The organism is Amycolatopsis benzoatilytica AK 16/65, from assembly GCF_000383915.1.
Taxonomy (GTDB): domain Bacteria; phylum Actinomycetota; class Actinomycetes; order Mycobacteriales; family Pseudonocardiaceae; genus Amycolatopsis; species Amycolatopsis benzoatilytica.
Window position 1 is genome coordinate 3489401 of the sequence record NZ_KB912942.1, and the last position, 24320, is coordinate 3513720.

At 71.4% G+C, this 24320-nt stretch carries 21 protein-coding genes; 12 read left to right on the forward strand and 9 right to left on the reverse strand.

Annotated features, from left to right (window positions below; translation table 11 throughout):
- Positions 1–37 precede the first annotated feature (37 nt).
- The gene (locus tag AMYBE_RS41770; protein WP_020660391.1) at positions 38–868 is read left to right on the forward strand and encodes a helix-turn-helix domain-containing protein; all 831 of its coding nucleotides are present in this window, start codon (positions 38–40) and stop codon (positions 866–868) included.
- On the opposite strand, the gene AMYBE_RS0115950 is transcribed toward AMYBE_RS41770, so the two are convergent.
- Positions 813–2291, reverse strand: coding sequence for an FGGY-family carbohydrate kinase (locus tag AMYBE_RS0115950; RefSeq protein WP_020660392.1), 1479 nt, complete (start codon positions 2289–2291; stop codon positions 813–815). The two genes, AMYBE_RS41770 and AMYBE_RS0115950, sit on opposite strands and share 56 nt — an antisense overlap.
- 92 nt (positions 2292–2383) lie before the next feature.
- Here AMYBE_RS0115950 and AMYBE_RS0115955 point away from each other — a divergent pair, with 92 nt between their 5' ends.
- From AMYBE_RS0115955 to AMYBE_RS0115965, 3 genes are all read left to right on the forward strand, one after another.
- Positions 2384–3361, forward strand: coding sequence for a LacI family DNA-binding transcriptional regulator (locus AMYBE_RS0115955; RefSeq protein ID WP_020660393.1), 978 nt, complete (start codon positions 2384–2386; stop codon positions 3359–3361).
- Positions 3362–3832: 471 nt separating this feature from the next.
- Complete coding sequence (locus AMYBE_RS0115960; protein WP_020660394.1) at positions 3833–4414, forward strand: hypothetical protein; 582 nt, start codon at positions 3833–3835, stop codon at positions 4412–4414.
- 176 nt (positions 4415–4590) lie between these two features.
- Positions 4591–5247 (forward strand): RES family NAD+ phosphorylase, encoded by a 657-nt coding sequence (locus AMYBE_RS0115965; protein WP_020660395.1) that lies wholly within the window; start codon positions 4591–4593, stop codon positions 5245–5247.
- Here AMYBE_RS0115965 and AMYBE_RS0115970 read toward each other — a convergent pair.
- A complete protein-coding gene (locus tag AMYBE_RS0115970; RefSeq protein WP_020660396.1) occupies positions 5240–7168 on the reverse strand; it encodes a S9 family peptidase in 1929 nt (642 codons plus the stop codon). The genes AMYBE_RS0115965 and AMYBE_RS0115970 overlap by 8 nt on opposite strands.
- 49 nt (positions 7169–7217) lie before the next feature.
- The gene (locus AMYBE_RS0115975; protein ID WP_020660397.1) at positions 7218–8183 is read right to left on the reverse strand and encodes a TerC family protein; all 966 of its coding nucleotides are present in this window, start codon (positions 8181–8183) and stop codon (positions 7218–7220) included.
- A 326-nt stretch (positions 8184–8509) separates the two neighbouring features.
- On the opposite strand from AMYBE_RS0115975, the gene AMYBE_RS0115980 reads away from it, so the two are divergent.
- From AMYBE_RS0115980 to AMYBE_RS0115990, 3 genes are read left to right on the forward strand one after another with little or no spacing between them, the layout of a single operon-like run.
- On the forward strand, positions 8510–11386 hold the full coding sequence (locus AMYBE_RS0115980) for an alpha/beta fold hydrolase (RefSeq protein ID WP_027927697.1): 2877 nt from the start codon (positions 8510–8512) through the stop codon (positions 11384–11386).
- On the forward strand, positions 11383–12321 hold the full coding sequence (locus tag AMYBE_RS0115985) for an ABC transporter permease (RefSeq protein WP_020660399.1): 939 nt from the start codon (positions 11383–11385) through the stop codon (positions 12319–12321). The genes AMYBE_RS0115980 and AMYBE_RS0115985 overlap by 4 nt, the downstream gene beginning before the upstream one ends.
- Positions 12322–12346: 25 nt before the next feature.
- The gene (locus tag AMYBE_RS0115990) at positions 12347–13102 is read left to right on the forward strand and encodes an enoyl-CoA hydratase/isomerase family protein (RefSeq protein ID WP_020660400.1); all 756 of its coding nucleotides are present in this window, start codon (positions 12347–12349) and stop codon (positions 13100–13102) included.
- A gap of 114 nt (positions 13103–13216) precedes the next feature.
- Here AMYBE_RS0115990 and AMYBE_RS0115995 read toward each other — a convergent pair whose 3' ends face one another.
- From AMYBE_RS0115995 to AMYBE_RS0116010, 4 genes are all read right to left on the reverse strand, one after another.
- Positions 13217–13675 (reverse strand): type II toxin-antitoxin system VapC family toxin, encoded by a 459-nt coding sequence (locus AMYBE_RS0115995; protein WP_020660401.1) that lies wholly within the window; start codon positions 13673–13675, stop codon positions 13217–13219.
- Entirely contained in the window at positions 13672–13938 is a 267-nt protein-coding gene (locus tag AMYBE_RS0116000; RefSeq protein ID WP_245573201.1) for a type II toxin-antitoxin system VapB family antitoxin, read from the reverse strand. The genes AMYBE_RS0115995 and AMYBE_RS0116000 overlap by 4 nt, the downstream gene beginning before the upstream one ends.
- Positions 13939–13971: 33 nt before the next feature.
- Positions 13972–16131: an excinuclease ABC subunit UvrB gene (uvrB, locus tag AMYBE_RS0116005; RefSeq protein WP_020660403.1), complete on the reverse strand. Its 2160-nt coding sequence runs from the start codon at positions 16129–16131 to the stop codon at positions 13972–13974.
- Positions 16132–16257: 126 nt separating this feature from the next.
- The gene (locus AMYBE_RS0116010; protein WP_020660404.1) at positions 16258–17703 is read right to left on the reverse strand and encodes a DUF5685 family protein; all 1446 of its coding nucleotides are present in this window, start codon (positions 17701–17703) and stop codon (positions 16258–16260) included.
- 116 nt (positions 17704–17819) lie between these two features.
- On the opposite strand from AMYBE_RS0116010, the gene AMYBE_RS0116015 reads away from it, so the two are divergent.
- The 5 genes from AMYBE_RS0116015 (at position 17820) to AMYBE_RS0116035 (ending at position 22408) form a co-directional block, all read left to right on the forward strand.
- Complete coding sequence (locus AMYBE_RS0116015) at positions 17820–18338, forward strand: ribonuclease FAU-1 family protein (RefSeq protein ID WP_020660405.1); 519 nt, start codon at positions 17820–17822, stop codon at positions 18336–18338.
- Positions 18339–18457: 119 nt separating this feature from the next.
- Complete coding sequence (locus AMYBE_RS0116020; protein WP_020660406.1) at positions 18458–19213, forward strand: class I SAM-dependent methyltransferase; 756 nt, start codon at positions 18458–18460, stop codon at positions 19211–19213.
- A 94-nt stretch (positions 19214–19307) separates the two neighbouring features.
- Entirely contained in the window at positions 19308–19556 is a 249-nt protein-coding gene (locus AMYBE_RS0116025; RefSeq protein WP_154676220.1) for a hypothetical protein, read from the forward strand.
- Positions 19557–19921: 365 nt separating this feature from the next.
- A complete protein-coding gene (locus AMYBE_RS0116030; RefSeq protein WP_020660407.1) occupies positions 19922–21439 on the forward strand; it encodes an ArnT family glycosyltransferase in 1518 nt (505 codons plus the stop codon).
- 336 nt (positions 21440–21775) lie between these two features.
- On the forward strand, positions 21776–22408 hold the full coding sequence (locus AMYBE_RS0116035) for a response regulator (RefSeq protein WP_020660408.1): 633 nt from the start codon (positions 21776–21778) through the stop codon (positions 22406–22408).
- A gap of 7 nt (positions 22409–22415) precedes the next feature.
- Here AMYBE_RS0116035 and AMYBE_RS0116040 read toward each other — a convergent pair whose 3' ends face one another.
- Together AMYBE_RS0116040 and thrS are read right to left on the reverse strand one after the other, a co-directional pair.
- A complete protein-coding gene (locus tag AMYBE_RS0116040) occupies positions 22416–22880 on the reverse strand; it encodes a GNAT family N-acetyltransferase (RefSeq protein ID WP_020660409.1) in 465 nt (154 codons plus the stop codon).
- A 40-nt stretch (positions 22881–22920) separates the two neighbouring features.
- A complete protein-coding gene (thrS, locus tag AMYBE_RS0116045; RefSeq protein WP_020660410.1) occupies positions 22921–24117 on the reverse strand; it encodes a threonine--tRNA ligase in 1197 nt (398 codons plus the stop codon).
- Positions 24118–24320: the final 203 nt, after the last annotated feature.

Sequence of the window (24320 nt, forward strand, 5' to 3'; positions counted from 1 at the left end):
GACGCATTCTGTCGTACCCGGGGGGCATGATTCCGGGGTGTACCGCGAAAGCCCGCCGCCCGCCGCGCTGCCCGCTGCCGTGCGCCGTCTCGTGCGTTGCGGCTGGGAGTCGGTGGAGGCCGGCCCGAAACGCATCGTCCCGGACGGCTGCGTGGACCTCGTCGCCGGCGGCGGCGAGGTGTTCGTCGCCGGACCGGACACGACCGCCTGGACGTCGGTGTTCCCGCCCGGCGCCCCGGTGCGCGGGCTGCGGTTCCGCCCGGGTGCGGCGGCCGCGGCGCTCGGAGTGGGCGCGGACGAGTTGCGCGACAGCCGCGTCCCGTTGGGACGGCTGTGGAACCGCCGCGGGGAGGCGTTGGCGGACCGGATCCTGAGCGGGGCCGATCCGGGCGCGGAGCTGGCTGCGGTCTTGGCTGAGGAGGTCGTGTCCGCGCAGCGGTTGCCGGACGCGGAGGATCCGGTGGTGGCGCGGATGCTGGCGCAGCTTTCCGCGACGGGTCGTCCGGGCCGGGAACAGCTCGCGCCGGCCGGACGGAGCGAGAGGCAGGTGCGCCGCCGGTTCACCTTGGCCGTCGGCTACGGGCCGGCCGTCTACCGCCGCGTGCTGCGATTTCAACGAGCCGTCGCGCTCGCACCTGCCGCACCGAGTCTGGCCGAACTGGCCGTCGCAGCCGGATACGCCGACCAGCCGCACCTCTCCCGCGAATGCCGCGCGCTCACCGGGCTTACGCCGGGCGCTTATTTCGCGCTGCGGTCGGGCGTCTCCCGCCGCCCAGTCCGGCCGACGCGCCGCGCCCCTTGGCCGAGGCTTGTCACTCTGCCGCCAACTCCTGTTGCCGCGCAAGAAAATGCGCGGTATCCGCGGTAGCCGGGTACAACGCCCGGTAATGTGCGTAGAACTCGTCGTACCTATCCGCCCGCGCCGGGTCCGGCGGCACCGTCTCCGCGACCGGGTTCCACGTCTCGATGTCCGGCTCCAGCCCGACCGCAACCGCCGCCAGGAACGCGTCGCCGAAGCACGCGCCGATCGTCTCCGTCGGCAGCACCTGCGGCATCCGGGTCACATCGCTCACAATGCCGGTCCACACGCGGCCCTGCGTGCCCCCGCCGACCGCGACCAGCCGCCGCACCGAAGGGCCCATCGAGGAAAGGTTGTGCCGCACCCCGTAAGCCGTTCCTTCCAGCGCCGCGCGGTACAGCTCCGCCCGGCCGTGCGCAGTCGTCAGCCCGGCGATCAACCCGCGCGCCGCCGGATCCGGCACCGGCGTCCGTTCGCCGGCGAAGTACGGCAGCATCAGCAGACCGCGGCTCCCGGCTGGCACCTTCGCGGCAGCGGCGGCGAGTTCGGCGAAATCGCCGTCGAAGAGGCCGCGCAGCCAGTCGGTGATCGCACCGGACGTCGCCATCCCGGCGGCCAGCGAGTAGCTGCCCGGGAACACCCCGCGCGTCGCCCACAGCCCGGGCGACCGCCGCGCCTCGGCGACCGCCTGGACCAGGAACATCGTGGTGCCGTACATGATCATCGTGTCGCCGGGTTCGCGCACGCCCGCGCTGGTCGCCTCGGCCCACGCGTCGACCGTCCCGCAGGTGACCGGAAGCCCGGCGGGCAGGCCGGTCTCCGCAGCCGCCGCCGCGGTGACCGTGCCGGCCACGTCGGTCGGCCAGGCCAGCCGCGGCAGGTCGATCCCCGGCGCGACGAGTGCCGCCCAGTCCCCGGCCCAGTCGCCGGTGCGCAGGTCGTACATCGGGTCGCACTGGCTGGCCGAATGGTGGTCGAGCACGTACTCGCCGGTCAGCCTCTGGACCAGATACGAGCTCGCCATCAGGAACTGCCGGGTTCGCGCGGCGACCTCCGGCTCGTGCCGGTACAGCCACCGCCACTTCGGGCCGACCGCCTGGCTGGACAGCGCGCTGCCGCATCGCTCCACAATGGACTCTTCGCCGAGTTCCGCGGTCAGCTCGGCGATCTCCGCGCTCGCCCGGGTGTCGATGCCGTACAGGATCGCCGGGCGCAGCGGCCGGCCGTCGGCGCCGGCGGGCAGCAGCACCGGCCCGATGCCGCTCACCGCCAGTCCGGCCGGAACCGCGCCGCCGGACAGCAGTTCGCGCACCAGCTCAGCGAACCCGGCCCACCAGACGGTCTCGGCGTCGTGCTCGAACCAGCCGGGGCGGGGACGGGAGGTGCTGTGCGGGCGGCTCGCGCGCGCCAGTACAGTGCCGTCCGCACCCACGAGGACGCCTTTGGAGCTGGACGTGCCGATATCGATGCCGAGCAACGGGCCCGGTCGCATCGCAGCACCCCCGGTACTCGGACGGTAAACGATTACCTGGGACGGTATTCTGAGGTCACCGGGGTGTCAATGAAGCAAGCCGAGGAGCCGCGATGGCCACGATCAGCGATGTCGCCGCCCGCGCGGGCGTCTCGACCGCGACCGTGTCGCGGACCCTGAACGGGAAGTCCACAGTGGACCCCGAGCTGGCCGCACGGGTGCTCGCCGCCGCCGAGGAGCTCGGCTACCAGCCGAACGGGCTGGCGCGGAACCTGCGCCGGCAGGAGACCGCGGTCCTCGCGCTGATCATCTCCGACGTCGAGAACCCGTTCTTCACCTCGATCGCGCGCGGCGTCGAGGACCTCGCCCAGATCTCCGGATACTCGGTCGTGCTGTGCAACTCGGACGAGAACGAGGACAAAGAGCGGCAGTACCTGGACGTCGCGCTCCAGGAACGCGTCGCCGGGGTGCTGCTTTCCCCCACCGGCCCGGCCACGAACGTGACGCGGCTGCAGCGTCTGGGCATCCCGGTCGTCGCGGTCGACCGGCCGTTGCCCGGCACCGGCGGGGACCAGGTCCTGGTCGACACCCGCCGGGCCGCCCGCGAGGCCGCCCGGCACCTGGTCGCGGCCGGCTACCGGCGGATCGCCTGCCTGACCGGCCCGGACGGCGTCCGCACCGCTGACGACCGGCTGGCCGGTTACCTCGACGCGATCGGCCGGAAGAACGCGCTCTACCGCCGCACCGAGTACCGCGCGGAAGGCGCCCGCCGCGCCGCCGGCGACCTGCTGGACCTGCCCGCTCCGCCGGACGCGCTGCTCGTCGCCAACAGCACGATGACGATCGGAGTGCTGGAAGCGCTCGCGAGCCGCGGCCTCCGTGCCGGCCGCGATGTCGGGATCGTGTCCTTCGACGACGCCCCGTGGACCACCTTGGTCGACCCGCCGCTGACGGTCGTCGCCCAGCCGGCGTACGAGATCGGCCGGGTGGCGGCGCAGCTGCTGCTGGCCCGGATCGCGGACAGCACCCGCGCGCCGGTAACGACGACGCTGGAGGCGCAGCTGATCGAACGGCAAAGCTCCCACCGCTGACCCGACCCGCAGGGCCGCGAAGGGCCGCTTGGGGGAATCTGATTCCGGCAAGGGGCCCTTCACGGACGGGCTCGCCAGAACTTCGTCCAGCCGCGGACCCGGCCTTGCCGCGCCGCCGCGTCCGTGCGGGCCGCGGAATCCGGGGTGGGAACGACGTGCCTGGCGGACCGACGAAGCCCGTCGATCCGCCAGGAACGCCCCACCCCCTGTCCCCCCAGCTTCCGCCGCGGAACGGCGGAGCGCGGGCCGCACAAGGGCGGGAAAACGATTACCAATTCGCAACGTAAAACCGGCGGCGCCGAGTGTCAAGAACACGAAAGCCTGGACAAGCCACCCGGTGCGGGGCAGACTGTCCGGAAATCGCCTACGCATCGTGTTGACTGCTGTGCGATAAGTGTCGATCTCTGGTGAATTCACCCACAAATCGGCGAGAAACCGCACGAACCCGCACATCCGCGCTAGTCTGGGCGCATGTCGATCGCGCTGGAGAACGTCCTCGCCAGAGCCGGGCTCAAGGCCGATGCGAACGAGTTCCTCACCCTGGTGGAGGACGCGGCCCGTCGGTTGTCCCCGCCCAACCCCGACCCGTCGCACTACTTCTCCCCAGACCAGCAAGCGGCGCTCTCCGACGTGGGCCTCGATCTGCGCCCGCGCGACGAGTCGGAGCCCGACTTCCGCGCGCGCACGGTCGCCGCGCACGCGGTGCTCGCCGATTCCGCGCTGTCGGTCGGCCAGGCCGCGGAGATGCTGAACGTCGACGACAGCCGGATCCGGCACCGGCTCAAGGAAGGCCGGCTCACCGGCTGGAAGGACCAGGGCTGGCGGCTGCCCGCGTGGCAGTTCAACGGCTCCGGCGTGCTGCCCGGTCTCGAGGTCGTGCTGCGCGCGGTGCCCGACGACCAGCCCGCGCTGGTGGTCGCCGCGTTCATGAACACCCCGCAGGCCGACCTGGTGATCAACGATCGCCCGGCCACGCCGCGGCAGTGGCTGCTCGCCGGCGGCGACCCGGAGCCGGTCGCCCGGCTGGTCGCCACGCTCGGCGAGCCGTTCTGACCAGACGGCGCCGAACCGCGACACTGAACGCCGGCGCCGAACCCTGGCACTGAATCTCAGCTCTGACCTTCGGCATCGAACCTCGGCGCGGCGCACCGCCGAGCCCACCGGCCGGGCAGGCCCGCCGCCCTGCCCCGCCGGAGCTGCCCCGACACAGGACGGACGACCTCCCCCGCATGGCCCGGCTCCCCTCGCCCCCGGCGCGGTCGGCTCTGGTCAAAGGGCTGGACCGCGATCACGACGTGGTCGCGGTCCAGCCCGAGACCCGGCTGGCCCGCATCTTCACCGCACACGGCAACCACCCGCAGCAGTGGAACACCTTCCGCTACACCGGCCCGCTCCCGCACGGCCGGTTCGACCAGCAGCATCCGGGCCGGGGCAGCGTCCCGGTCACCGACCCGGCGAACGGGGTGCTGTACTTCGGGCTCACCGTGCGCACCTGCGTCGCCGAGGTGTTCCAGACGACGTCCACAGTGGACCGGTCGACCCGCGGGCCGCGGCTGGTCGTGGTGCGCCCGACCCGGGTGCTGCGGCTGCTCGACCTGACCGGTCTGTGGCCGACCCGGGTCGGCGCGTCGCAGGAGATCTCCAGCGGGCCGAAGAAGACGACCCAGGCGTGGGCGCGCGCGATCCGCGGGGCGATGCCGGACCTCGACGGGCTGTGGTACCGCTCGTCGATGGACGCCGGCGAACCCTCGCTGTGCCTGTGGGACCCACCGGCCGGCGCGGCGCTGCCGATCGCCCCGGACGTCCTGCTTCCGCTGGACCATCCGGGGCTCGACGTGCCGCTCGGCCGGGTGTGCGAAGAGCTGAACTACACGCTGATCAGCTGAGGTGGCGCGACCACCAGTCCAGCACCGCCTCGAACCGCTGCACCCGGTGCCTCGGCTTGCCGGAACGGGTCAGCTCGTGCCCTTCGCCGGGGAACAGCAGGAACTCGGTCTCGACTCCGGCCGTGCGCAGCGCCACGAACTGCCGCTGAGCCTGCTCGAGCGGGCACCGCCAGTCCTGCTCGGAGTGCACGACGGCGAACGGGATCCGCACGTCCGCGGCGTAGGTCAGCGGGCTGCGCCGCCGCTGTTCCTCCTGGTCCGGGCCGACGTAGCCGTCGGTGAAGAAGTAGCCGATGTCGGAGCTGCCGGCGAAGGAGTCCCACGCGTTCACCGCGCGCTCGCTCCACGCCGCACGGAACCGGTCTGGGTGCTTCGCGGCGACCCAGCTGGTCATGAACCCGCCGTAGGAGCCGCCCATGATGCCGGTCCGCGAGGCGTCCAGGTCGGGCCGTTCCAGCGCCTTGTCCAGCAGCGCGAGCACGTCGTCGACGTCGACCGTGCCCAGGTGGTGCACCACCGACGTGCCGTGCGCCTGCCCGTATCCGGCCGAGCCGCGCGGGTTGCCGAGCACGACCGCGAACCCGGCCGACGCGTACACCTGCGCCTCGTCGAACACCGTCCATTCCTGCTGGGTGAACGGCCCGCCGTGCACCACCCGCAGGACCGGATGCGGGCCGTCGCCGTCGGGCAGCACGAGCCAGCCGTGCACCGGGTACCCGTCCGGCGCGGTCGTCTCCAGCTCCACCACCTCGCAGAGACCCTTGTCCCGCAACGGCTTGGAGTAGTCCGTCAGCGTGCGCGGACCGTCCGCCGACAGCACCGCCAGATCGCCCGCGGACTCCGGGCCGGCCACGACCGCGACGATCGTTTCGCCGTCCGCCGCGAACCCGTGCACCGCGGACTGGCCGGCGTGCAGCACGCGCAGGTCCGCCAGCACCGCGTTCTTCGCGGCAGCCGAGACCGCGCGCAGCTCCACCGCGCCCCGGTTGCGGACCGCGAACAGCAGCTCGTCGCCGCGCGGCACCGCCGGACCGGAGCCCGGCTCGATGTCGACGCTCTCCACGTCCGTCATCCGGCGCAGTTCCCCGCCGGGCGCTACCGCGTACAGACCGTTGTTCGACGCGACCACCACGCCGTCCTCGTGCGTGGTGCCGAAGAAGTAGAGCGTGCCGTCCGGGCCGTACGCCAGCTGTTCCGCCGAACCGGGGCACTGGGCCAGCACTTCGGGCGCCCCGCCGTCGACCGGAAACGCGACCAGGTCGTCCTCGAGCGTCTCCACCCGGTCGAAGTCCCGCGGCACGACCACGACGACCCGCTCGCCGTCCGGCGTCCAGACCGGCCCGTCGACGCTGTACTCGCGCGGCGTCACCGCGGCCGGCTCGCCCGGCTCCTGTGTGTCGAGCACGAACAGCCGCCGCGGCCGGTCGCGCAGGAACCCGACGTTGTCGATGCGGTAGTCGAACCTTGTGATCCGGCGCGGGGCCTCGCCGCCGGGCTCCGGCGCGCGGCCCTCCGCGTCCTCCACGCCGTAGCGGCCCGGCTCGGCTTCCCGCGCGGTGAACGCGATCCACCGCGAATCCGGGGCCCACACCGGCTCGCCCGCGCCGAGCGGCAGCGAGGTCAGCTGCCGGGATTCGCCGCCGCCGGCGGGCATCACGTGCACCTGCGAACTGCCTTCCGCGCCCTTGCCGTCGCCGGTGCGCAGGAAAGCGACCCAGCGTCCGTCCGGCGAAATCGCCGGCGCGGAGTCGCGCGGCCCGTGCGTCCACGGCGTCTCGCCGCCGGACAGCGAGATCCGGCGGATCGAGCTGCGGTACTTGTCGGCTTCCAGGTCGGGGCTGCTCACCGCGGCGAGCAGCAGGTCCCCGCACAGCGTGGGACGGCCGGGAACGGCGAGGACTTCGATGTCAGCAGGACGCATGCCGCCGACCGTACCCGATCTTTAGCAAGGCAAACGACCTCTTTTCCGGCTACTGGGCCCCGACCGCCCGCCGCTCGTCACGCTTGGCTTTGGCCAGGCTCAGCACAGTGGTCACGGTGAGCACCACGACGATGACGCCGAGGGACATCCAGTTGTTGATGTCCAGCCAGGCCGGCGCGACGTGGTACTCGTGCAGCGCGTGCACCACCAGCTTCGCGCCGATGAAGGCGAGGATCACCGCGAGGCCGTAGCTGAGGTAGACCAGCTTCGTGACCAGCCCGCCGAGCAGGAAGTACAGCTGGCGCAGACCCATCAGCGCGAACGCGTTGGCGGTGAAGACCAGGAACGCCTCCTGGGTGATGCCGAAGATCGCCGGGATCGAGTCGACGGCGAACAGCAGGTCGGCGGAGCCGATCGCGACGATGACCAGCAGCATCGGCGTGATCTTCCGCCGGCCGCCTTCCTTCACCAGGTACTTGTGGCCGCGGTAGTCGTCGGTGACCGGGAAGAGCTTGCGCACCCAGCGGGTCAGCGCGTTCTCGTGGTACTCCTCTTCCTCGCCGCCGCCGCGCAGCATGCTGATCGCGGTCCAGACGAGCACCGCGCCGAACACGAAGAACACCCAGACGAACTGGTTGATGAGCGCCGCACCGACCGCGATGAACACGCTCCGCATGGCCAGCGCGAGCAGGATGCCGACCAGCAGCACCCGGTGCTGGTGGATCGCCGGCACCTTGAACGAGGCCATGATGACCATGAAGATGAAGAGATTGTCGACGCTGAGCGAGTACTCGGTGATGTACCCGGTGAAAAACTGGACGCCGGGGTCGTGCCCGGCGAAGAACCACACGCCGGCGCCGAACAGGACGGCGCAGCCGATGTAGAAGATCACCCAGCGAGCCGCCTCGCCGGTCGTCACCTCGTGCGGCTTGTGGTCGACGATCACCAGGTCCACGGCGATCAGCGCGAGCAGTCCGCCGACTGTCGCGAGCCACAGCCACAGGGGCACGTTCATTTCAGGAACCTCCGGATAGTGCGTAGCAGCAACTAACCGGAGGTCTCTTCCGCCGTTTTACCGGCCGGCGATGCCGGGAACCGCCGCGATATCCCTCGCACCGGTCACGTGTTGACGACATCGCCGCGAAGGAATACTCCCCTCACAGCGTGTTCAGTCTGCCGGTTACCGGCTGCGAACGCCAGCCGAGGTTGCCCGCGTCACCGGACCGGCGGTGTCTTCTTCGTCACTCCGGGCGTCGGACGGGGACCAACACCGCGGGATCGCCATCAAATCCGTGTGAGCCCGGCTGTCCGTTCTCAGCAAAAGCCGAATAACGTCGCAGCGTGCCCCGAATTCCGCTCCCTCGCACCCGCGGCGCCCGGTTGACCGCGCTCATCGCCGTGGTGCTGGTCGCCGTCGCCGCGGTGACTGTCTGGGCGACCCGCGACCGCGGCCCCGCGCCGGTCCGGACGCAGGACGCGTTCGTCTCGATGCCCGCCGCCCCCGGTTCCGCCGACCAGGTCCGGATCGACACCACGACCTATTACCCCGAACGCACGCCCGCGCCCGCGGTGCTGCTCGCGCACGGCTTCGGCGGCGACAAGAAGAGCGTCGACCCGCAGGCCCGCGAACTCGCCCAGCGCGGCTTCGTGGTGCTGGCTTGGTCCGCGCGCGGGTTCGGGCACAGCACCGGCAAGATCGGACTGAACGACCCGGACCGCGAAGTCGCCGACGCCAGCCGGTTGATCGACCGGCTGATCGCGAGTCATGACGTCGCCACCGGCGCGGGAGGCGCGCCGGAGATCGGCGTGACCGGCGCGTCCTACGGCGGTTCGCTTTCGCTGCTGCTCGCCGGCACCGATCACCGGGTGCGCGCGCTCGCGCCGGTGATCACCTACAACGATCTGGGGCAAGCGCTCGTCCCCAACGCCGCCGCGGCGAACGGCCCGTCGGCGACGACTCCGGCGGCCGGCGCCTTCGCGCCGGACGGCGTCTTCAAGAAGAGCTGGGCGGGCATCTTCTTCTCCGCCGGCTCGGGTGCGGCCACAGCCGGCACGCCCTCCGCTGAGGCGCCCGAAGCTGGGCAGGCGACCAACGACAACGGCGGCACCGCGGGCAACGGGGGCAACGGCGGCACCGGGGGCGGCACCACCCCGCAGATCGCCGCGCCGCCTGCCGGCGCCCGGGTGCCCACGGCCGATCCGTGCGGCCGGTTCACCGCCGAGGTTTGCCAGGCGTACACGGAATTGGCGACCACCGGCAAGGCCAGCCCGGCGACCCTCGCACTGCTGCACCGCGTCTCCCCCTCTTCGGTGACCGGCAAGATCACCGCGCCGACGCTGCTCGTCCAGGGCGAGAGCGACACGCTGTTCGGCCTCGACCAGTCCGACGCGACCGCTCGGCAGATCACCGCGGCCGGCGGCTCGGTGCGCACGATCTGGTACACCGGCGGCCACGACGGCGGCACTCCCGGACCTCAGCTGCGCGCGAAGATCGGCGACTTCCTGTGGTCCTCGCTGACCGGACAGGGCGATCCCGGGCACGGATTCAGCTACGACGTGCAAGGCACCCTCCGCGCCAACGGCGCGCCGTCGGTGCGGACCGTCACCGCCGCCGCGTACCCCGGTCTGTCCGGCGCGGGCACCGAACGCAGGCAGATTCCGCTGAGCGGCCCGGTGCAGCCGGTAGTGCGACCGGCTGGCGCGAATCCGTCGGCGGTGAGCGGTATTCCCGGGCTCAACGGCCTCGCGTCCGGCGCTTCGCGGCTGGCTCCGCTGTTCAGCAGCGACCCGCCAGGGCAGGCGGCGCAGTTCGGCACCGCGCAATTCGGCAGCCAGGTGCTGCTCGCCGGATCGAGCACCGTCCGGTTGCAGGTCGCGGCCGATCCCGCGCATCCGCTGCCAGAGGCCGTGCTGTTCGCGAAGCTCTACGACGTCAGCCAGGACGGCACGCGGGTGCTGCCGGCGAACGCGATCGCACCGTTCCGGGTGAGCGCTCTGCCCGCCGACGGCACACCGGTGGACGTGACGGTGACGCTGCCCGGCGTCGTGCGGCCGATCGACTCCGGCCATTCGCTGCGGCTCGTCGTCAGCACTACGGACCAGGCGTACTCGGTGCCGATCCAGCCCGGAGCGCTCCGGATCGGACTCGCCGGCGCGGCGCTCTCCGTGCCGGTCGTTCCCGGCGCTTCGGCCGGCGCGCCGGTCCCGGCCGGTCAGCTGATCGGCATCGGCGCGACGTTGCTGGCCGCCGCCGCCGCGATCACGATCGCCGCGATCCGGCGGCGCCGGGCGCACGACGTCGACCCGGAGCTGGCGGACACGCCGCTGGTGATCAAGGAGCTGCGCAAGCAGTACGCGGGCGGGTTCACGGCGGTGCGAGACCTCTCGTTCCGGGTCGAACCCGGCCAGGTGCTCGGCCTGCTCGGGCCGAACGGCGCGGGCAAGACGACGACGCTGCGGATGCTGATGGGCCTGATCACGCCGAGCGCGGGCGAGATCCGCGTGTTCGGGCACCGGATCACGCCCGGCGCGCCGGTGCTGTCGCGGATCGGGTCGTTCGTGGAGGGGTCCGGGTTCCTGCCGCACCTGTCCGGCAAGGCGAACCTGGAGCTGTACTGGGCGGCGACCGGGAGGCCGGCGGAGAAGGCGCACTTCACCGAGGCGCTGGAGATCGCCGGTCTCGGCGACGCGGTGCACCGGCGGGTGAAGACCTACAGCCAGGGCATGCGGCAGCGGCTGGCCATCGCGCAGGCGATGCTCGGACTGCCGGAGCTGATGGTGCTCGACGAACCGACCAATGGGCTCGACCCGCCGCAGATCCACCAGATGCGCGAAGTCCTGCAGCGCTACGCCGCCACCGGACGGACCGTCGTCGTCTCGAGCCACCTGCTGGCCGAGGTCGAGCAGACGTGTTCGCACGTGGTGGTCATGCACCGCGGACGGCTCGTGGCCTCCGGCGAGGTCGGCGAGCTGGCGGCCTCGAGCGGCGAGGCCACGTTCCGGGTCGACGACCCGGCCGCCGCCGCGGCGGCGCTGAAGAGCGCCGGCGGGGTGTCGGACGTCGAGACCGAAGGCGATCTGGTGCACGCGAACCTCGACGGGCTGCCGCGCGCCGCCGCGGTGGCGGCGCTGGTCCAGGCGGGAGTCGCGGTGGAGCAGGCGGGGCCGCGCAGGCGGCTCGAGGACGCGTTCCTGCAGCTGGTCGGAGAGGATTCATGAGCGACACCAACGGTTCCGGCGGGGTGCACACCGATCCCGCCGCGCTGCAGGAGCTGAGCGATCTGGCCACCGCGGAGCCGGCCGAGGTCGGCCCGGACGGCGCGGTCGCGGGCTACCGGGCCGATCGGACGCTGCGGCTCGGCGTGGAGCTACGGCGGCAGCTGCGCCGCCGGCGGACCCAGCTCGTGCTGGCGTTCGTCGCGGTGCTGCCGTTCATCCTCGTCGTCGCGTTCCAGATCGGGCAGTCCAGCCCGAACCGCCGCTCCGGCGGATTCGTGGACCTCGCGACGGCGAGCGCGCCGAACTTCGTGGTGCTCGCGTTCTTCGTGTCCGGCACATTCTTGCTGCCGATGATCGTCGCGCTGTTCTTCGGCGACACCATCGCGAGCGAATCGTCGTGGTCGAGCCTCAAGTACCTGCTCGCGATCCCGGTGCCGCGGCACCGGCTGCTGCGGCAGAAGGCCGCGGTGTCCGGCCTGCTGTCGATCGCGGCGCTGGTGCTGCTGCCGGTGATGTCGCTGCTCGTCGGGCTGATCTGGTACGGCGCGGGCGACGCGATCAGCCCGACCGGCGACGCGGTCAGCTTCGGCGACAGCATGCTCGCGCTGCTGCTGTCCACTGTGTACATCGTGGTGCAGCTGGCCTGGGTAGCCGGGCTGGCGCTGCTGCTGAGCGTCTCGACGGAAGCGCCGCTCGGCGCGGTCGGCGGGACGGTGCTGGTGGCGATCCTGTCGCAGATCCTCGACCAGATCACCGCGCTCGCGGGGCTGCGCAACTACCTGCCGACGCACTACTCGTTCGCCTGGATCGACCTGATCTCCACCGACATCGACTGGACGAACCTGGCCAGCGGCGTGCTGTCGTCGGTCGTGTACACGACGGTGTTCCTGCTGCTGGCGGGCCGCCGGTTCGCACGCAAAGACGTCACGAGCTGAGCCGGATGTCCGGTACGGTCGGCGCGTGACGACCCACCTCGAACTCGATGCCGACGTCGCCGTGCTGACCCTCGATCACGGCCGCGGCAACACCCTGGACACCGCCACCTGCCGCGACCTGGTGCTGAAGCTCGAAGAAGCCGACGCGGCGGGCGCCCGCGCGGTCGTGCTCACCGGATCCGGCGACATCTTCTCCGCCGGAGTGGACCTGGTGACGCTCGACGCGGGCGGTGCTCGCTACGTCAGCGATTTCCTGCCCGCGCTGTCGGACGCCTTCCTGTCGATCTTCAGCTTCCCGCGCCCCGTGGTGGCCGCGGTGAACGGGCACGCGATCGCCGGCGGCATGGTGCTCGCGGCCGCGTGCGACCACCGGATCGCCGGCGACGGACCCGGCCGGATCGGAGTGACCGAACTGCTGGTCGGGGTGCCGTTCCCGTTGTCGGCGCTGGAAATCCTGCGCTGCAGCTACGGCACGACGCCGCTCCCGGCGCTCATCTACAGCGGGGCGACGCTGACCATGGCCGACGCGCTCGCCCGCGGCCTGGTCGACGAGGTGGTGCCCGCCGAGAACGTGCTCGGCCGGGCCCGCGAACTTGCCACCCGCCTCGGCGAACTGCCCGCGGAGGCGTTCGCGCACACGAAGGCGCAGGTCCGGCAGCCCTACCACGAGCGGATCGCGGAGAACCGCGTGTCCGACGACGCGCAGGTGGAACGGATGTGGCGGTCCGAACCCGCACTCGCGGCGGTGAAGGCGTACGTCGATAAGGTGCTGCGGCACTGACCTCTGCCCGGCCGGTGCCCGGAGACTTTCCGGCCTTGGCTGTGCCCGCACGCCCATTGCTTCGGCCGCATATTTCTGTGAAAGTCGAAGCGAGGGTCCGGGACCGGGGGTGCCTCAGTTCAGAGCGCGCCCCCGGGCCGGGGGTCCGCTTTTCGCCGGTTCGGCGACCGTCAGCGGCCCCTCCAGCTTGACCAGCTCCAGATCGGTTTGCGGGAAGTCGTCGCCGATGCAGAGCAGTGGCTCTCCGGCGACCTTGGCGGTGGCGTAGCTGTAGCAGTCGCCGAGATCCAGCTTCGCCGGATGACGCCCCTTGCCGAACTGGCTGAAAGCATCGGTGGCGGTCTCGCTGTGTTCCTCGGTGAAGGGCACGACCCCGATGCGGTTGTCCTGGACGAACCGGGCCAGGGCCAGCCTGCCTCGGGAACCGAGCCGCACCGTCAGGACAACGCCCACCTCCACCAAGGTCGGCGCGCCGATTCTCGGCGCGGTCGCCTCCGCGAGCCGTTCTTCGAGTCGATCGTGGCCCGGCTCGCGCAGGAGAATCGCGACGATCGCGGAGCTGTCGATGATCACACGCCACCCGGCCCGAATCCGAGAATGTCTTCCCACTCTTCCTTGGAGATCGGCTTCCCCAGTTCCTCGGGCGGGATGAGCGGCCAGATCTCCTCTTCGAGCACCCGGCGCATCTGCTTCAGCCGCTCCTCGGCGTTCTCGTGCTTGCGCAGCTGGTCGCGGCGGAGCTGAAGAGACTCGCGGACCGCGCCGGTCTTCGTGGTGCCGGTCAACTCGGCCACCTCGGCAGCCAGGCGCTCCGCGTCCGGATCTTCGATGTTCATCGCCATGGTGTAATGGCACCCTCAAGGGTGTAATTACTTGATTCCGGCCGCGTCCATCCCGCGCAGCTCCTTCTTCAGGTCGGCGACCTCGTCGCGGAGCCGGGCGGCCAGTTCGAACTGCAGGTCGCGGGCGGCTTGCATCATCTGGTCGGTCATCTGCTGGATGAGGTCGGCCAGTTCCGCGCGCGGCATCCCGGACACGTTCTTGTCGGTGAGCATCCCGGAGCTGCGGACGCGGTCGCCCTGTTCCGGCTTCTTGCCGCGCGAGGCGTTGCGGCCGGAGCCGCCGACAGCGACCGTTTCGTCGGAGTCTTCGGCTTCGTTGTAGACGCGGTCCAGGATGTCGGCGATCTTCTTGCGCAGCGGCTGCGGGTCGAGACCGCGTTCCTCGTTGTAGGCGACCTGCTTCGCGCGGCGGCGGTCGGTTTCGTCGATCGCGTACCGCATCGAGTCGGTGATCTTGTCCGCGTACATGTGGACCTCGCCGGACACGTTGCGCGCCGCGCGGCCGATGGTCTGGATCAGCGACGTGCCGCTGCGCAGGAAGCCTTCCTTGTCCGCATCGAGGATCGCGACGAGCGACACCTCGGGCAGGTCGAGGCCCTCGCGCAGCAGGTTGATGCCGACCAGCACGTCGTAGTCGCCTGCCCGCAGCTGGCGCAGCAGTTCGACCCGGCGCAGCGTGTCGACCTCCGAGTGCAGGTAGCGGACCCGGATGCCCAGCTCCAGCAGATAGTCGGTGAGATCCTCGGACATCTTCTTGGTGAGCGTGGTGACCAGGACGCGCTCGTCCTTCTCCGCGCGGTCGCGGATCTCGTGCACCAGGTCGTCGATCTGGCCCTCGGTCGGCTTCACGACCACCTTCGGGTCGACCAGGCCGGTCGGCCGGATGACCTGCTCGACGAACTCGCCGCCGGTCTGGCCCATCTCGTACGGGCCCGGGGTCGCCGACAGGTACACCGTCTGGCCGATCCGGTCGGAGAACTCCTCCCAGGTCAGCGGCCGGTTGTCGACCGCGCTCGGCAGCCGGAACCCGTATTCGACCAGGTTCCGCTTCCGGCTCATGTCGCCCTCGTACATGCCGCCGATCTGCGGCACGGTCTGGTGCGATTCGTCGATCACCAGCAGGAAGTCGTCCGGGAAGTAGTCAATCAGGGTGGCCGGCGCGGTGCCCGCGCCGCGGCCGTCGATGTGCCGCGAGTAGTTCTCGATGCCGGAGCAGAAGCCGACCTGGCGCATCATCTCGATGTCGTAGGCGGTGCGCATCCGCAGCCGCTGCGCCTCCAGCAGCTTGCCCTGTTTCTCCAGCTCGGCCAGCCGCTCCTCCAGCTCGGCCTCGATGCCGCGGATCGCCTTCTCCATCCGCTCGGGGCCGGCGACGTAGTGCGTGGCCGGGAAGATCCGGACCTCGTCGACCTCGCGCACGATGTCGCCGGTGAGCGGGTGCAGGTAGTACAGCTTGTCGATTTCGTCGCCGAAGAACTCGACCCGGATCGCCAGCTCCTCGTACGCCGGGATGATTTCCACCGTGTCGCCGCGGACCCGGAACGTGCCGCGCGCGAAGGCGATGTCGTTGCGCGAGTACTGGACGTCGACCAGCGCGCGCAGCAGCACGTCGCGCTCCACCGTGCCGCCGACCTCGAGCTTCGTGGACCGGTCGAGGTAGGACTGCGGGGTGCCCAGTCCGTAGATGCAGGAGACGGACGCGACCACGATGACGTCGCGACGGGACAGCAGGTTCATCGTGGCGGAGTGGCGCAGCCGCTCGACGTCGTCGTTGATCGACGAGTCCTTCTCGATGTAGGTGTCCGTCTGCGCGATGTACGCCTCGGGCTGGTAGTAGTCGTAGTAGCTGACGAAGTATTCGACCGCGTTGTTCGGGAACAGCTCGCGCAGCTCGTTGGCCAGCTGGGCGGCCAGCGTCTTGTTCGGGGCCATCACCAAGGTGGGCCGCTGGACGCGCTCGATCAGCCACGCGGTGGTGGCCGATTTTCCGGTGCCGGTGGCGCCCAGCAGCACCACGTCCTTCTCGCCCGCGTTGATCCGGCGTTCGAGATCGTCGATGGCCGCCGGCTGGTCGCCGGCGGGCTGGTATTCGCTGACGACCTCGAACCGGCCGCCGGCGCGAGGCACCTCGGAGACCGGGCGGAAGTCGGACTGGGCGAGGACGGGGTGTTCGGTTGCGAAAGCCACGAGAACCAGGGTAGGCCGGGACACCGACAATTTCCGCGACGGCCGTCCCGGCCTGCGGATGCGACCGCCCCAACGGGAGGAACCGGCGACGCGCGCGGCGGGCCGGGACCGGCCCGCCGCGCCCGGTCAGTTACAGCCGTCGCAGCATTCGAGGCACTCGCAGCATTGGCACCATTCGCAGCAGCTGCAGTCGCAGTCGCCGCAGCTGACGGCGTGCGACTTGCCGCTCCACGGGCCCGGGTACGGGTCGCGGCAGCAGAACTGGCAGGTGCAGCACATGTACGTGGCGATGGCGCAGCCGGAGAAGAAGTTCCGCGACTTCGCCGGGACCGAGAACTTCGGGGACCAGCAACCGCCGCCCTGGCCGTCGGCCGGGCCGTTGTCCTTCGGCGGTTCCGGCGGCGGGCCGTCGGGGCCGTTCGGGCCACCAGGCCCACCGGGTCCACCAGGGCCCCCGGGTCCACCAGGACCCCACGGCCCGGTCGGACCGCCGCCGCCCGGACCGGGCGCGCCCGCGGGCCGGTATCCGGGCGGGACCGGCACCCCGTACCCCGGCTGCTGCCCGTACCCCGGCTGCTGCCCCGGCGCGCGGTATCCCGGCTGGTAAGGCTGGCCCGGCCCGTACGGATTCTGCTGCGGCTGCGGCCCCGGCCCGATCCACCCGGGCGGCGGCTGCTGTCCGTGCAGATCGTGTCCGTGCAGATCGTGTCCGGACAGGTGGTGGTGCCCGAACGCGCGCCGCACCGCCTGGCGCAGTTCGTGCACCAGCAGCGCGTGCACGAGCGCCGCGTCGTCGAACCGGACCTCGCGCAGCGCGAGCTCGACCCCGAGCACCGCGTCCGAGCACAGCCGGTGCGCCTCGTCCAGCGAAGTCCCGGTGACCAGCAACGGGTTCCACGCTCCGCTGGCGGCGTCGTCGTTCAGGTCCTCGACCGCGTCGAGCAGGTGCGCCACCCGTCCGAACAGCCGGCCGGCCTCGGCCAGCGGCGCGCGGTTGCCCGGACGCCCGGCGATCACGGCGGTCTGCGCGAACGCGGCGGACGTGGCCAGCTCAGCCGGTTCGGTCGCCAGCAGCGCCGAATCACCGGTCCGGATCGCGCGTTCCAGCTCGCCCTGCCTGCCGACCGCCTGGGTCAGGACGGTCGTGTCGAAGCCCAGGTCCGCGCCGGTCCGGCCGCCCTGCGCGGCCCAGCGGCGGGCGACCAGCCGAGCCGCGCCGGCCACCGGGCGCCGGGCGAAGGCGCCGTCGCGGTCGGCTACGTGGTCGTCGACCTTGGCCGACGCCAGGACCAGCGACACTGCGGCGGCGAGCCGAGCGCCTTCGCCGATCGCGACCGACGCCGGGCGCATCGCGCGCATCGGGCAGGGGCCGGCGTCGCGTCGGCCCGGGCCTCGCGGAGTCTGCGCTTCGACCAAGGCGGAGATGAGCAACGCGTCATAGTTTGTTACAATTCGGGCGAACTGCCCATGCTGGTCCCGCAGCGCCAGGCAGAGGCCGCACAGGTGCGCCATCCAGTCCGCGTGCAGCCGCCCGGCCAGCCGATGCCGGCAGGGCTTGATGATCCCGAACAACCGCGTGTTCCCCCATTCGTGTCCGAACGAACTCGCGAACTCTAGCGCCTCGACGCGGCGGGAAACCCGGCGTTCGGGCGATTCTCGTGCCGCCGCCGGCCGGGCAGGATGGGCGGATGACCGATCTGCATCCGCCGAAGGTGGAGACCTTCGACCCGGCGGCCCGGGTGAACGTGGACAACAAGGGCATCCGCCGCGAGGTCGAGGAGTTCCGGGAGGAGCCGTTCGGCCTGTACCTGGCCCGGCCGACGCCCGGGCGGGCGCAGTTCAGCTACCTCGAATCGTGGCTGCTGCCCAGGCTCGGCCTGCGGATCACCGACTTCTGGTTCGCCCCCGGCCACGAACGCGACCAGGACTTCTACCTCGACGTGGTGCGGGTGCACCGCGACGGCCCGCGCTGGGTCGCCACCGATCTCTATCTCGACCTGGTGCTCAAGGACAAGGTGTCGGTCCGGGTGATCGACACCGACGAACTCCTCGCCGCCGTCTCGGCCGGGCTGCTGCCCCCGGACGAGGGCGAGTACGCGCTGGAAGTCGCCTACGCCACGGTGGAAGGGCTGGCGTCGCACGGGTACGACCTGGCTGCCTGGCTGGCCGCCGAAGAGGTGGCGCTGGGCTGGCGCAGGCATCCCTGACCCTCGTCCACAAAGGACACCATGACGGAAGCCCCCGCCGAGGAGCGGGGGAATTCCCCCGCTCCGCTCGGCGGTCAGCCGGATTACCCCGGGCGACGCGCCGGGCGAGCATCAGCAGCATGGAACGAACCGCGAACCAGGTGACCGTCGAACTCGTGTCCGCGCTCTACCGCGAGCACGCCGGAGCGTTGCGCACCGCGAAGCAAGCCCAGCTGGCGCATCGCCGGGCGCACCCGTCGATGAAAACCCAGCTGGACGACATCGAAGCCGAGATCACCTACCTGCTGCTGCGGCACCTGCGCCCGGAGAAAGTCGTCGAGATCGGCTCGCTGCACGGCTGGTCGACCAGCTGGATCCTGCGCGCGCTCGCGGACAACGGGACCGGCCGGCTGACCACCGTCGACCTGGTCGGACACGCGGTCGCGACCGTTCCCGCCGAACTGGCCGGGAACCGCTGGGAGTTCCGCCAGGGCGACGCGCGTCACCTGGCCGGTGATTGGCTGTCCGATGTGGACTATCTGTTCATCGACGCCGACCACGGCGCGCGGTTCGCCCAGTGGTACCTCAACCAGGTCTTCCCGAAGATCGACGCGGCGGTGAGCGTGCACGACGTGTTCCACCGCCGCGCTCCCCTGCCGTTCACCGAAGGCGCGGAAGTGCTGCGGTGGCTGGCGAAAACGCAGGTTCCGTACTTCACGGCCGCCCGCGCCCGGGCCAAGGACGCCCACGCCCGGCTCGGCGACTTGCGCCGCGGACTCGGTCTCGACTCCGTGGTCCACACCGGCCGCGACAACCCGATGATCTACTTCCGCGTCCACCGATCGGCGGAGCAAGGCTCTCCGGCCGGCGGAGGCCGGGTCGCGTCGTTCGGTTGATCCTTTCCGCGCCCGGGCGGGATTGTCGAACGCAGCGGCACCGCCGCGAATCGAGGTGGCGGACCTCCGGAAGCCCGACGGCGGCGCGGTTTCAATGCTCGGGCTCGACCGGCGCAGCGACGTCGGCGAACTGCGTCAGCGGCCCGGTGTACAGCGGCAGGATGGCGGGCAGCCGGACCGGCTTCGTGTCGGCGAAGTGCTCGGTCTGTTCGCGGCGACGTGCCAGAAGCCGACCGACCCGGCCCGACTGCTGGATCAGCTCGGGCTGGGCGAGCGGAACAGTCGCTACGGCAGGCTTTGCGGCTCGCCGGCAGCCCGGACGTGGCGGTGCTGGACGAGCTGAGCACCGAACGGCTCGCGGGCTGCTCGGCTTGCCGGAACCGGCGAGCCCGAACCGCGGTTACCCGACACTGGTCGTCCCGTCCGATTCGGCTCGCGCCATCCGGTTAGTCGGAGTAGATCCCCGCCCGCTGATCGGACGCTTCGCCGGCCTACGGCCGTTCGGGACGGCGAGCACTGCAACCGCGAAGCCGAGTGTGCCCGACGGCGCTCCGACATGGCTGGCCAGCGGGAAAGGGCAGTTCCGGCCGGCGTTGAAGAACACCGGAGGCTGACCGGCCGCCCCGCCGTGCAGCGGCTCGGGGCCTCGCCCGTAGGGTGCGGACGAGGCCAGCCCCCGATCTGCCGACAGGGAGCAGGATGGATGCCGTGACCACGGCCGCCGCGCCGAGCACGCCGGACCGCGCACTCGCCGAGTTCGCGCGGCGACCGGTCGCCTTGCTCGCGGCCGGAACCGCCGCCGTACTCCTCGCCACCGCCGGCCGCTTCGGCTATTTCGGCGACGAGCTGTACTTCCTCGCCGCCGGAAAGCACCTGGCCTGGGGTTACGCGGACCAGCCGCCAGTGCTGCCGTGGCTGGCCTGGCTGGCGAACACGATCGCACCCGGTTCGCTCGTCGTGTTCCGCGTCCCGGCGATCCTCGCCACCGCCGCGGGCGTCGTGGTCACCGGGCTGATCGCGCGCGAGATGGGCGGCGGGCGCAAGGCGCAGACCCGGGCCGCCGCCGCATACGCGATCTGCGGCCAGTTCGTCGGCAGCGGGCACTATCTCGCGACGTCCACTGTGGACCCTCTGCTGTGGACGATCGTGTTGTGGCTGCTGGTGCGCTGGATCCGCACCCGGGACGACAATCTGCTGCTCTGGCTTGGCGTCGCCACCGCTGTCGGGCTGAATGTGAAGTTCCTCATCGGCGGCTTCTGGGCGGTGACCGCCGTGACCGCGCTGGTGTTCGGCCCACGCGAACTGCTGCGCCGGCCGAAGCTATGGGCGGGCGCGGCGATCGCCGCCCTCGCTTGCGTGCCCACGCTGATCTGGCAAGCGTCGAACGGCTGGCCCCAGCTCGGCATGGGCGAAGCGGTGTCGCGCGAGGTGAACGATGCGGGCGGCCGGGCGATCTTCGTGCCGGCGCTGCTCGCGGGCGCGGGCCTGGTCATCGGCGCGCTCGGCGTCTTGTACGGCCTGGCGGTGCTGCTCGGCAGCGCGCGGCTGCGGCCGTACCGGTTCCTCGGCTGGGCCGCGCTCGGCGTCTTTGCTCTGTTCTTCGTCGGCAACGGCCGGTTCTATTACGCCGCGGGCACTTTCAGCGTGTTGTGGGCGGCCGCCGCGGTCCACCTGCAGGACCGCCGGCCCGCGGTGTGGTGGCGCTGGGTGCCGACGTGGCCGGTCTTCGCCTTGTCCGCGATCTACAGCCTGCCGTACGCGCTCCCGATCTGGCCGGAGCAATGGCTGGTCGAGCACCCAGAGGTCCCGCGCCCGGCGTACGCGTTGGAAGAGGTCGGCTGGCCCGATCTGACCGCGTCGGTCGCGGCCCAGTACCGCGCGCTGCCGCCTGACCAGCGCACGCACACCGCGCTCGTCACCGGCGGCTATTGGCAGGCCGGCGCGCTCGGCCGCTACGGCCCGGAGCAGGGCCTGCCCGAGCCGTACAGCGCCAGCCGCGGCTTCTGGTACTTCGGCCGGCCGAGCGACGACGCAACCACGGTGCTGTTCGTGGGCCGGGAACCGCAGAAGCTGGCCGCGCACTTCCGGTCCGCGCGGATCGTCGGCGAGGTCGACAACCGGCTCGGCGTGCCGAACTACAGCCGGAACATGCCGATCTGGCTGCTGTCCGGACGGCTCGGCAGCTGGGCCGGGATCTGGCCGCAGCTGAAAGACCTCAAAGCGTGAGACCCGGACTGTCCGCGACCTGGCCCGGGAAGACCTGACCGCGGCCCGCCGTCCGGGGACCTCGCCGCGGCCCGGACAGGCCAGGTCGGGCTCACCCCGCCGTGTCTGGACGCCGAGGTCATCCTGGACGCGCGCGACGACGGTGCCGGCTTCGATCCGGCAGCGGTGCGCCCGCCGTCCTGCGGCCAGCGAGCACGGCCTGCCCGGAATACGCCAGCGCGGAACGGCTCCCCGCACGTCGAACCGGAATCCGGGCAGCGGCACGGCGGTCTCGATGCGGCTGCCCGCCGTCCTGGCTGCCACACTGGACCCGGCCGAGGACGAGGGGACCCGCTGATGACGATCACGCTGCTCATCGCCGACGATCACCCGATCGTCCGAGACGGGCTGCGCGGCATCTTCACCGGCGAGCGCGGTTTCGAGGTGCTGGGCGAAGCCGCGCACGGGGCCGAGGCGGTCACTCTGGCCGAAGCGCTGAAACCGGACGTCGTGCTGATGGACCTGCGGATGCCCGGCACCGGCGGCGTCGCCGCGATCACCGAACTCGCCCGGCTCGGCAACCCGGCGCGGGTGCTCGTGCTGACTACCTACGACACCGACTCCGACGTGCTGCCCGCGATCGAAGCCGGCGCGACCGGCTACTTGCTCAAGGATTCGCCGCGCGAAGAACTGTTCCGCGCGGTGCGCGCGGCCGCGCGCGGCGAGGCGGTCCTCTCCCCCGCGGTCGCCAACCGGATCCTGGGGCAGTTGCGGGCACCGGCACCGGAATCGTTGTCGCAGCGCGAGATCGAGGTGCTGAACCTGGTCGCACGCGGGTCGACGAACAAGGAAGCGGCGAAGAAGCTGTTCATCAGCGAGGCGACGGTGAAGACGCACCTCCTGCACGTGTACGCGAAGCTCGGTGTCAAAGATCGGGCAGCCGCGGTAGCGGTGGCTTTCGAGCGTGGATTGCTCGGTTCACGGCCGTAATGCGCCGCTAGGCCTCCGGAGCCCAGCGCAGAGTCAGGTCCGGCAGGTTCTCCGTGTTGCGCGATCCGTCGTCGCGGTCGAGCACCGTGAACCCGTGCCGCGCGTAGAACGCCCGCGCCTCGGTGTTCTGCTCGAACACCCGCAGCGACAGCCCAGCCGGACTGTGTCGTTTGACCTCGTCGAGCAGCAGCGTGCCGATCCCCTGCCGCCGGAAGTCCGGGCGCAGGTACAGATCGTCGAGCACGTCGCCGTCGAGAGCCGCATAGCCGAGCACTTCCTCGCCCCGCACGGCCATCCAGGTGCGGCATCGCTTGAGGACGAGGTCGCGGACCCAGGCCGTCACCTGCGCGTGGCTGAGCGGCTGCGGCGGCAGGTATGGCATGGCCGCCGACCTGGAGGTCAAATGGATGTGCGCGATCACGGCAGCATCGTGCGCCCCCGCGATTCGGATCCGCACCGGATCGTCACTCACCCCGGAAACCTACAAGCCGGCGGCCGGCCCGCTCCACCGGTTATCTCGCCCGCGCGGCCGCCTGCGCCGCGACCTCGGCGGCGAATTCCGGCGCTGGCAACGGATCCAGCCTCCGTCCGTCGCGAAGGCGCGGCGCGATCCGCTCGGCCGCGGCCTCCCGCGCGCCGACAATCGCTTGGTAAGGCACCAAGCGTCGGTCGCGGACGCGAGCGCCGAGGCTGCCGCGGTCCGCCGGAACGACCTCGACTCGGAGGCCGGCGTCCATCAACTGCTCCGCCGCCGCTTTCGCCGGGAGCAGTTCCGCGTCGCCGACCGGCAGCACCGCGACCTGGACCGGGGCCAGCCACAGCGGAAACGCTCCGCCGTATTCCTCGATCAGCTGCGCCATCACCCGTTCCAGGCTGCCGAGCACGGCGCGATGCACCAGCACCGGCCTGTGCCCCCGACCGTCCGGACCGAGGTATTCGAGGCCGAACCGCTCCGGTTGCTGAAGGTCGACCTGGACGGTCGAGAGGGTCGATTCGCGCCCGGCACCGTCCGCGATCTGCACGTCGATTTTCGGCCCGTAGAACGCCGCCTCGCCTGGCCCGCGTTCGTAGTCGATACCGTCGAGGGCACTCGCGAGCATTTCCGCCGCGTGGTCCCACCGCTCGGCCGCACCGGCGTATTTGCCGCGATTGTCCGGCAGGGAAAGGCGGTAGCGGGCCGGCTTCAGGCCAAGATCGGCATAGCCGACGCGGATCAGGTCGAGCGCGCCGCGCACTTCCGCGCCCACCTGGTCGGGACGGCAGAAAATGTGCGCGTCGTTCAGCTGGATCGCCCGCACCCGGTTCAGCCCGCCGAGTACGCCGGACAGCTCGGCGCGGTACATCCCGCCGAGTTCGGCCAGCCGCAGCGGCAGCTCCCGGTGGCTGCGGGCTCGGGAACGGTAGATCAGCGCGTGGTGCGGGCACAGGCTCGGCCGCAGCACGACCTGCTCGCCGCCGACCTCCATCGGCGGGAACATTTCGTCGCGGTAGTGCGCCCAGTGGCCGGAGAGTTCGTACAGCTCGCGCTTGCCCAGCACGGGCGAGCTGACGTGCTGGTAGCCGGCGCGGCGCTCGATCTCCCGGACGTACTCCTCCAGCACGTGGCGGACGGCGGCACCGGCGGGAAGCAGGTACGGCAGGCCCGCCCCGATCAGCGGATCGCTGCCGAACAGGCCGAGTTCGCGGCCGAGTTTGCGATGGTCAGGCACAGCGGTTCTCCTCGCGGACGGCGAGGCGAGCGACCGCGAAGCAGAGCCCGGGGCACTCGCCCCGGGCTCGATGTTCAGCGCGCCGGGACAGGGTCCGGCGTCGTGGTGGACTGGGCGCGCTTCATGGCGGCGACGGTAACCCGGCCGGCGGTGCGGACGCAGCTGGTTTTCTTCCGGCGATGGTTCCCGCGGCTCCGCAGATC

Excerpts from the sequence above, each read along its gene's own strand:
- AMYBE_RS0115950 (WP_020660392.1), bottom strand. The coding sequence starts at position 2,291 with ATGCGACCGGGCCCGTTGCTCGGCATCGATATCGGCACGTCCAGCTCC.
- AMYBE_RS0115955 (WP_020660393.1), top strand. The coding sequence starts at position 2,384 with ATGGCCACGATCAGCGATGTCGCCGCCCGCGCGGGCGTCTCGACCGCG.
- AMYBE_RS0115960 (WP_020660394.1), top strand. The coding sequence starts at position 3,833 with ATGTCGATCGCGCTGGAGAACGTCCTCGCCAGAGCCGGGCTCAAGGCC.
- AMYBE_RS0115965 (WP_020660395.1), top strand. The coding sequence starts at position 4,591 with ATGGCCCGGCTCCCCTCGCCCCCGGCGCGGTCGGCTCTGGTCAAAGGG.
- AMYBE_RS0115970 (WP_020660396.1), bottom strand. The coding sequence starts at position 7,168 with ATGCGTCCTGCTGACATCGAAGTCCTCGCCGTTCCCGGCCGTCCCACG.
- AMYBE_RS0115975 (WP_020660397.1), bottom strand. The coding sequence starts at position 8,183 with ATGAACGTGCCCCTGTGGCTGTGGCTCGCGACAGTCGGCGGACTGCTC.
- AMYBE_RS0115985 (WP_020660399.1), top strand. The coding sequence starts at position 11,383 with ATGAGCGACACCAACGGTTCCGGCGGGGTGCACACCGATCCCGCCGCG.
- AMYBE_RS0116000 (WP_245573201.1), bottom strand. The coding sequence starts at position 13,938 with ATGAACATCGAAGATCCGGACGCGGAGCGCCTGGCTGCCGAGGTGGCC.
- AMYBE_RS0116015 (WP_020660405.1), top strand. The coding sequence starts at position 17,820 with ATGACCGATCTGCATCCGCCGAAGGTGGAGACCTTCGACCCGGCGGCC.
- AMYBE_RS0116020 (WP_020660406.1), top strand. The coding sequence starts at position 18,458 with ATGGAACGAACCGCGAACCAGGTGACCGTCGAACTCGTGTCCGCGCTC.
- AMYBE_RS0116025 (WP_154676220.1), top strand. The coding sequence starts at position 19,308 with ATGCTCGGGCTCGACCGGCGCAGCGACGTCGGCGAACTGCGTCAGCGG.
- AMYBE_RS0116035 (WP_020660408.1), top strand. The coding sequence starts at position 21,776 with ATGACGATCACGCTGCTCATCGCCGACGATCACCCGATCGTCCGAGAC.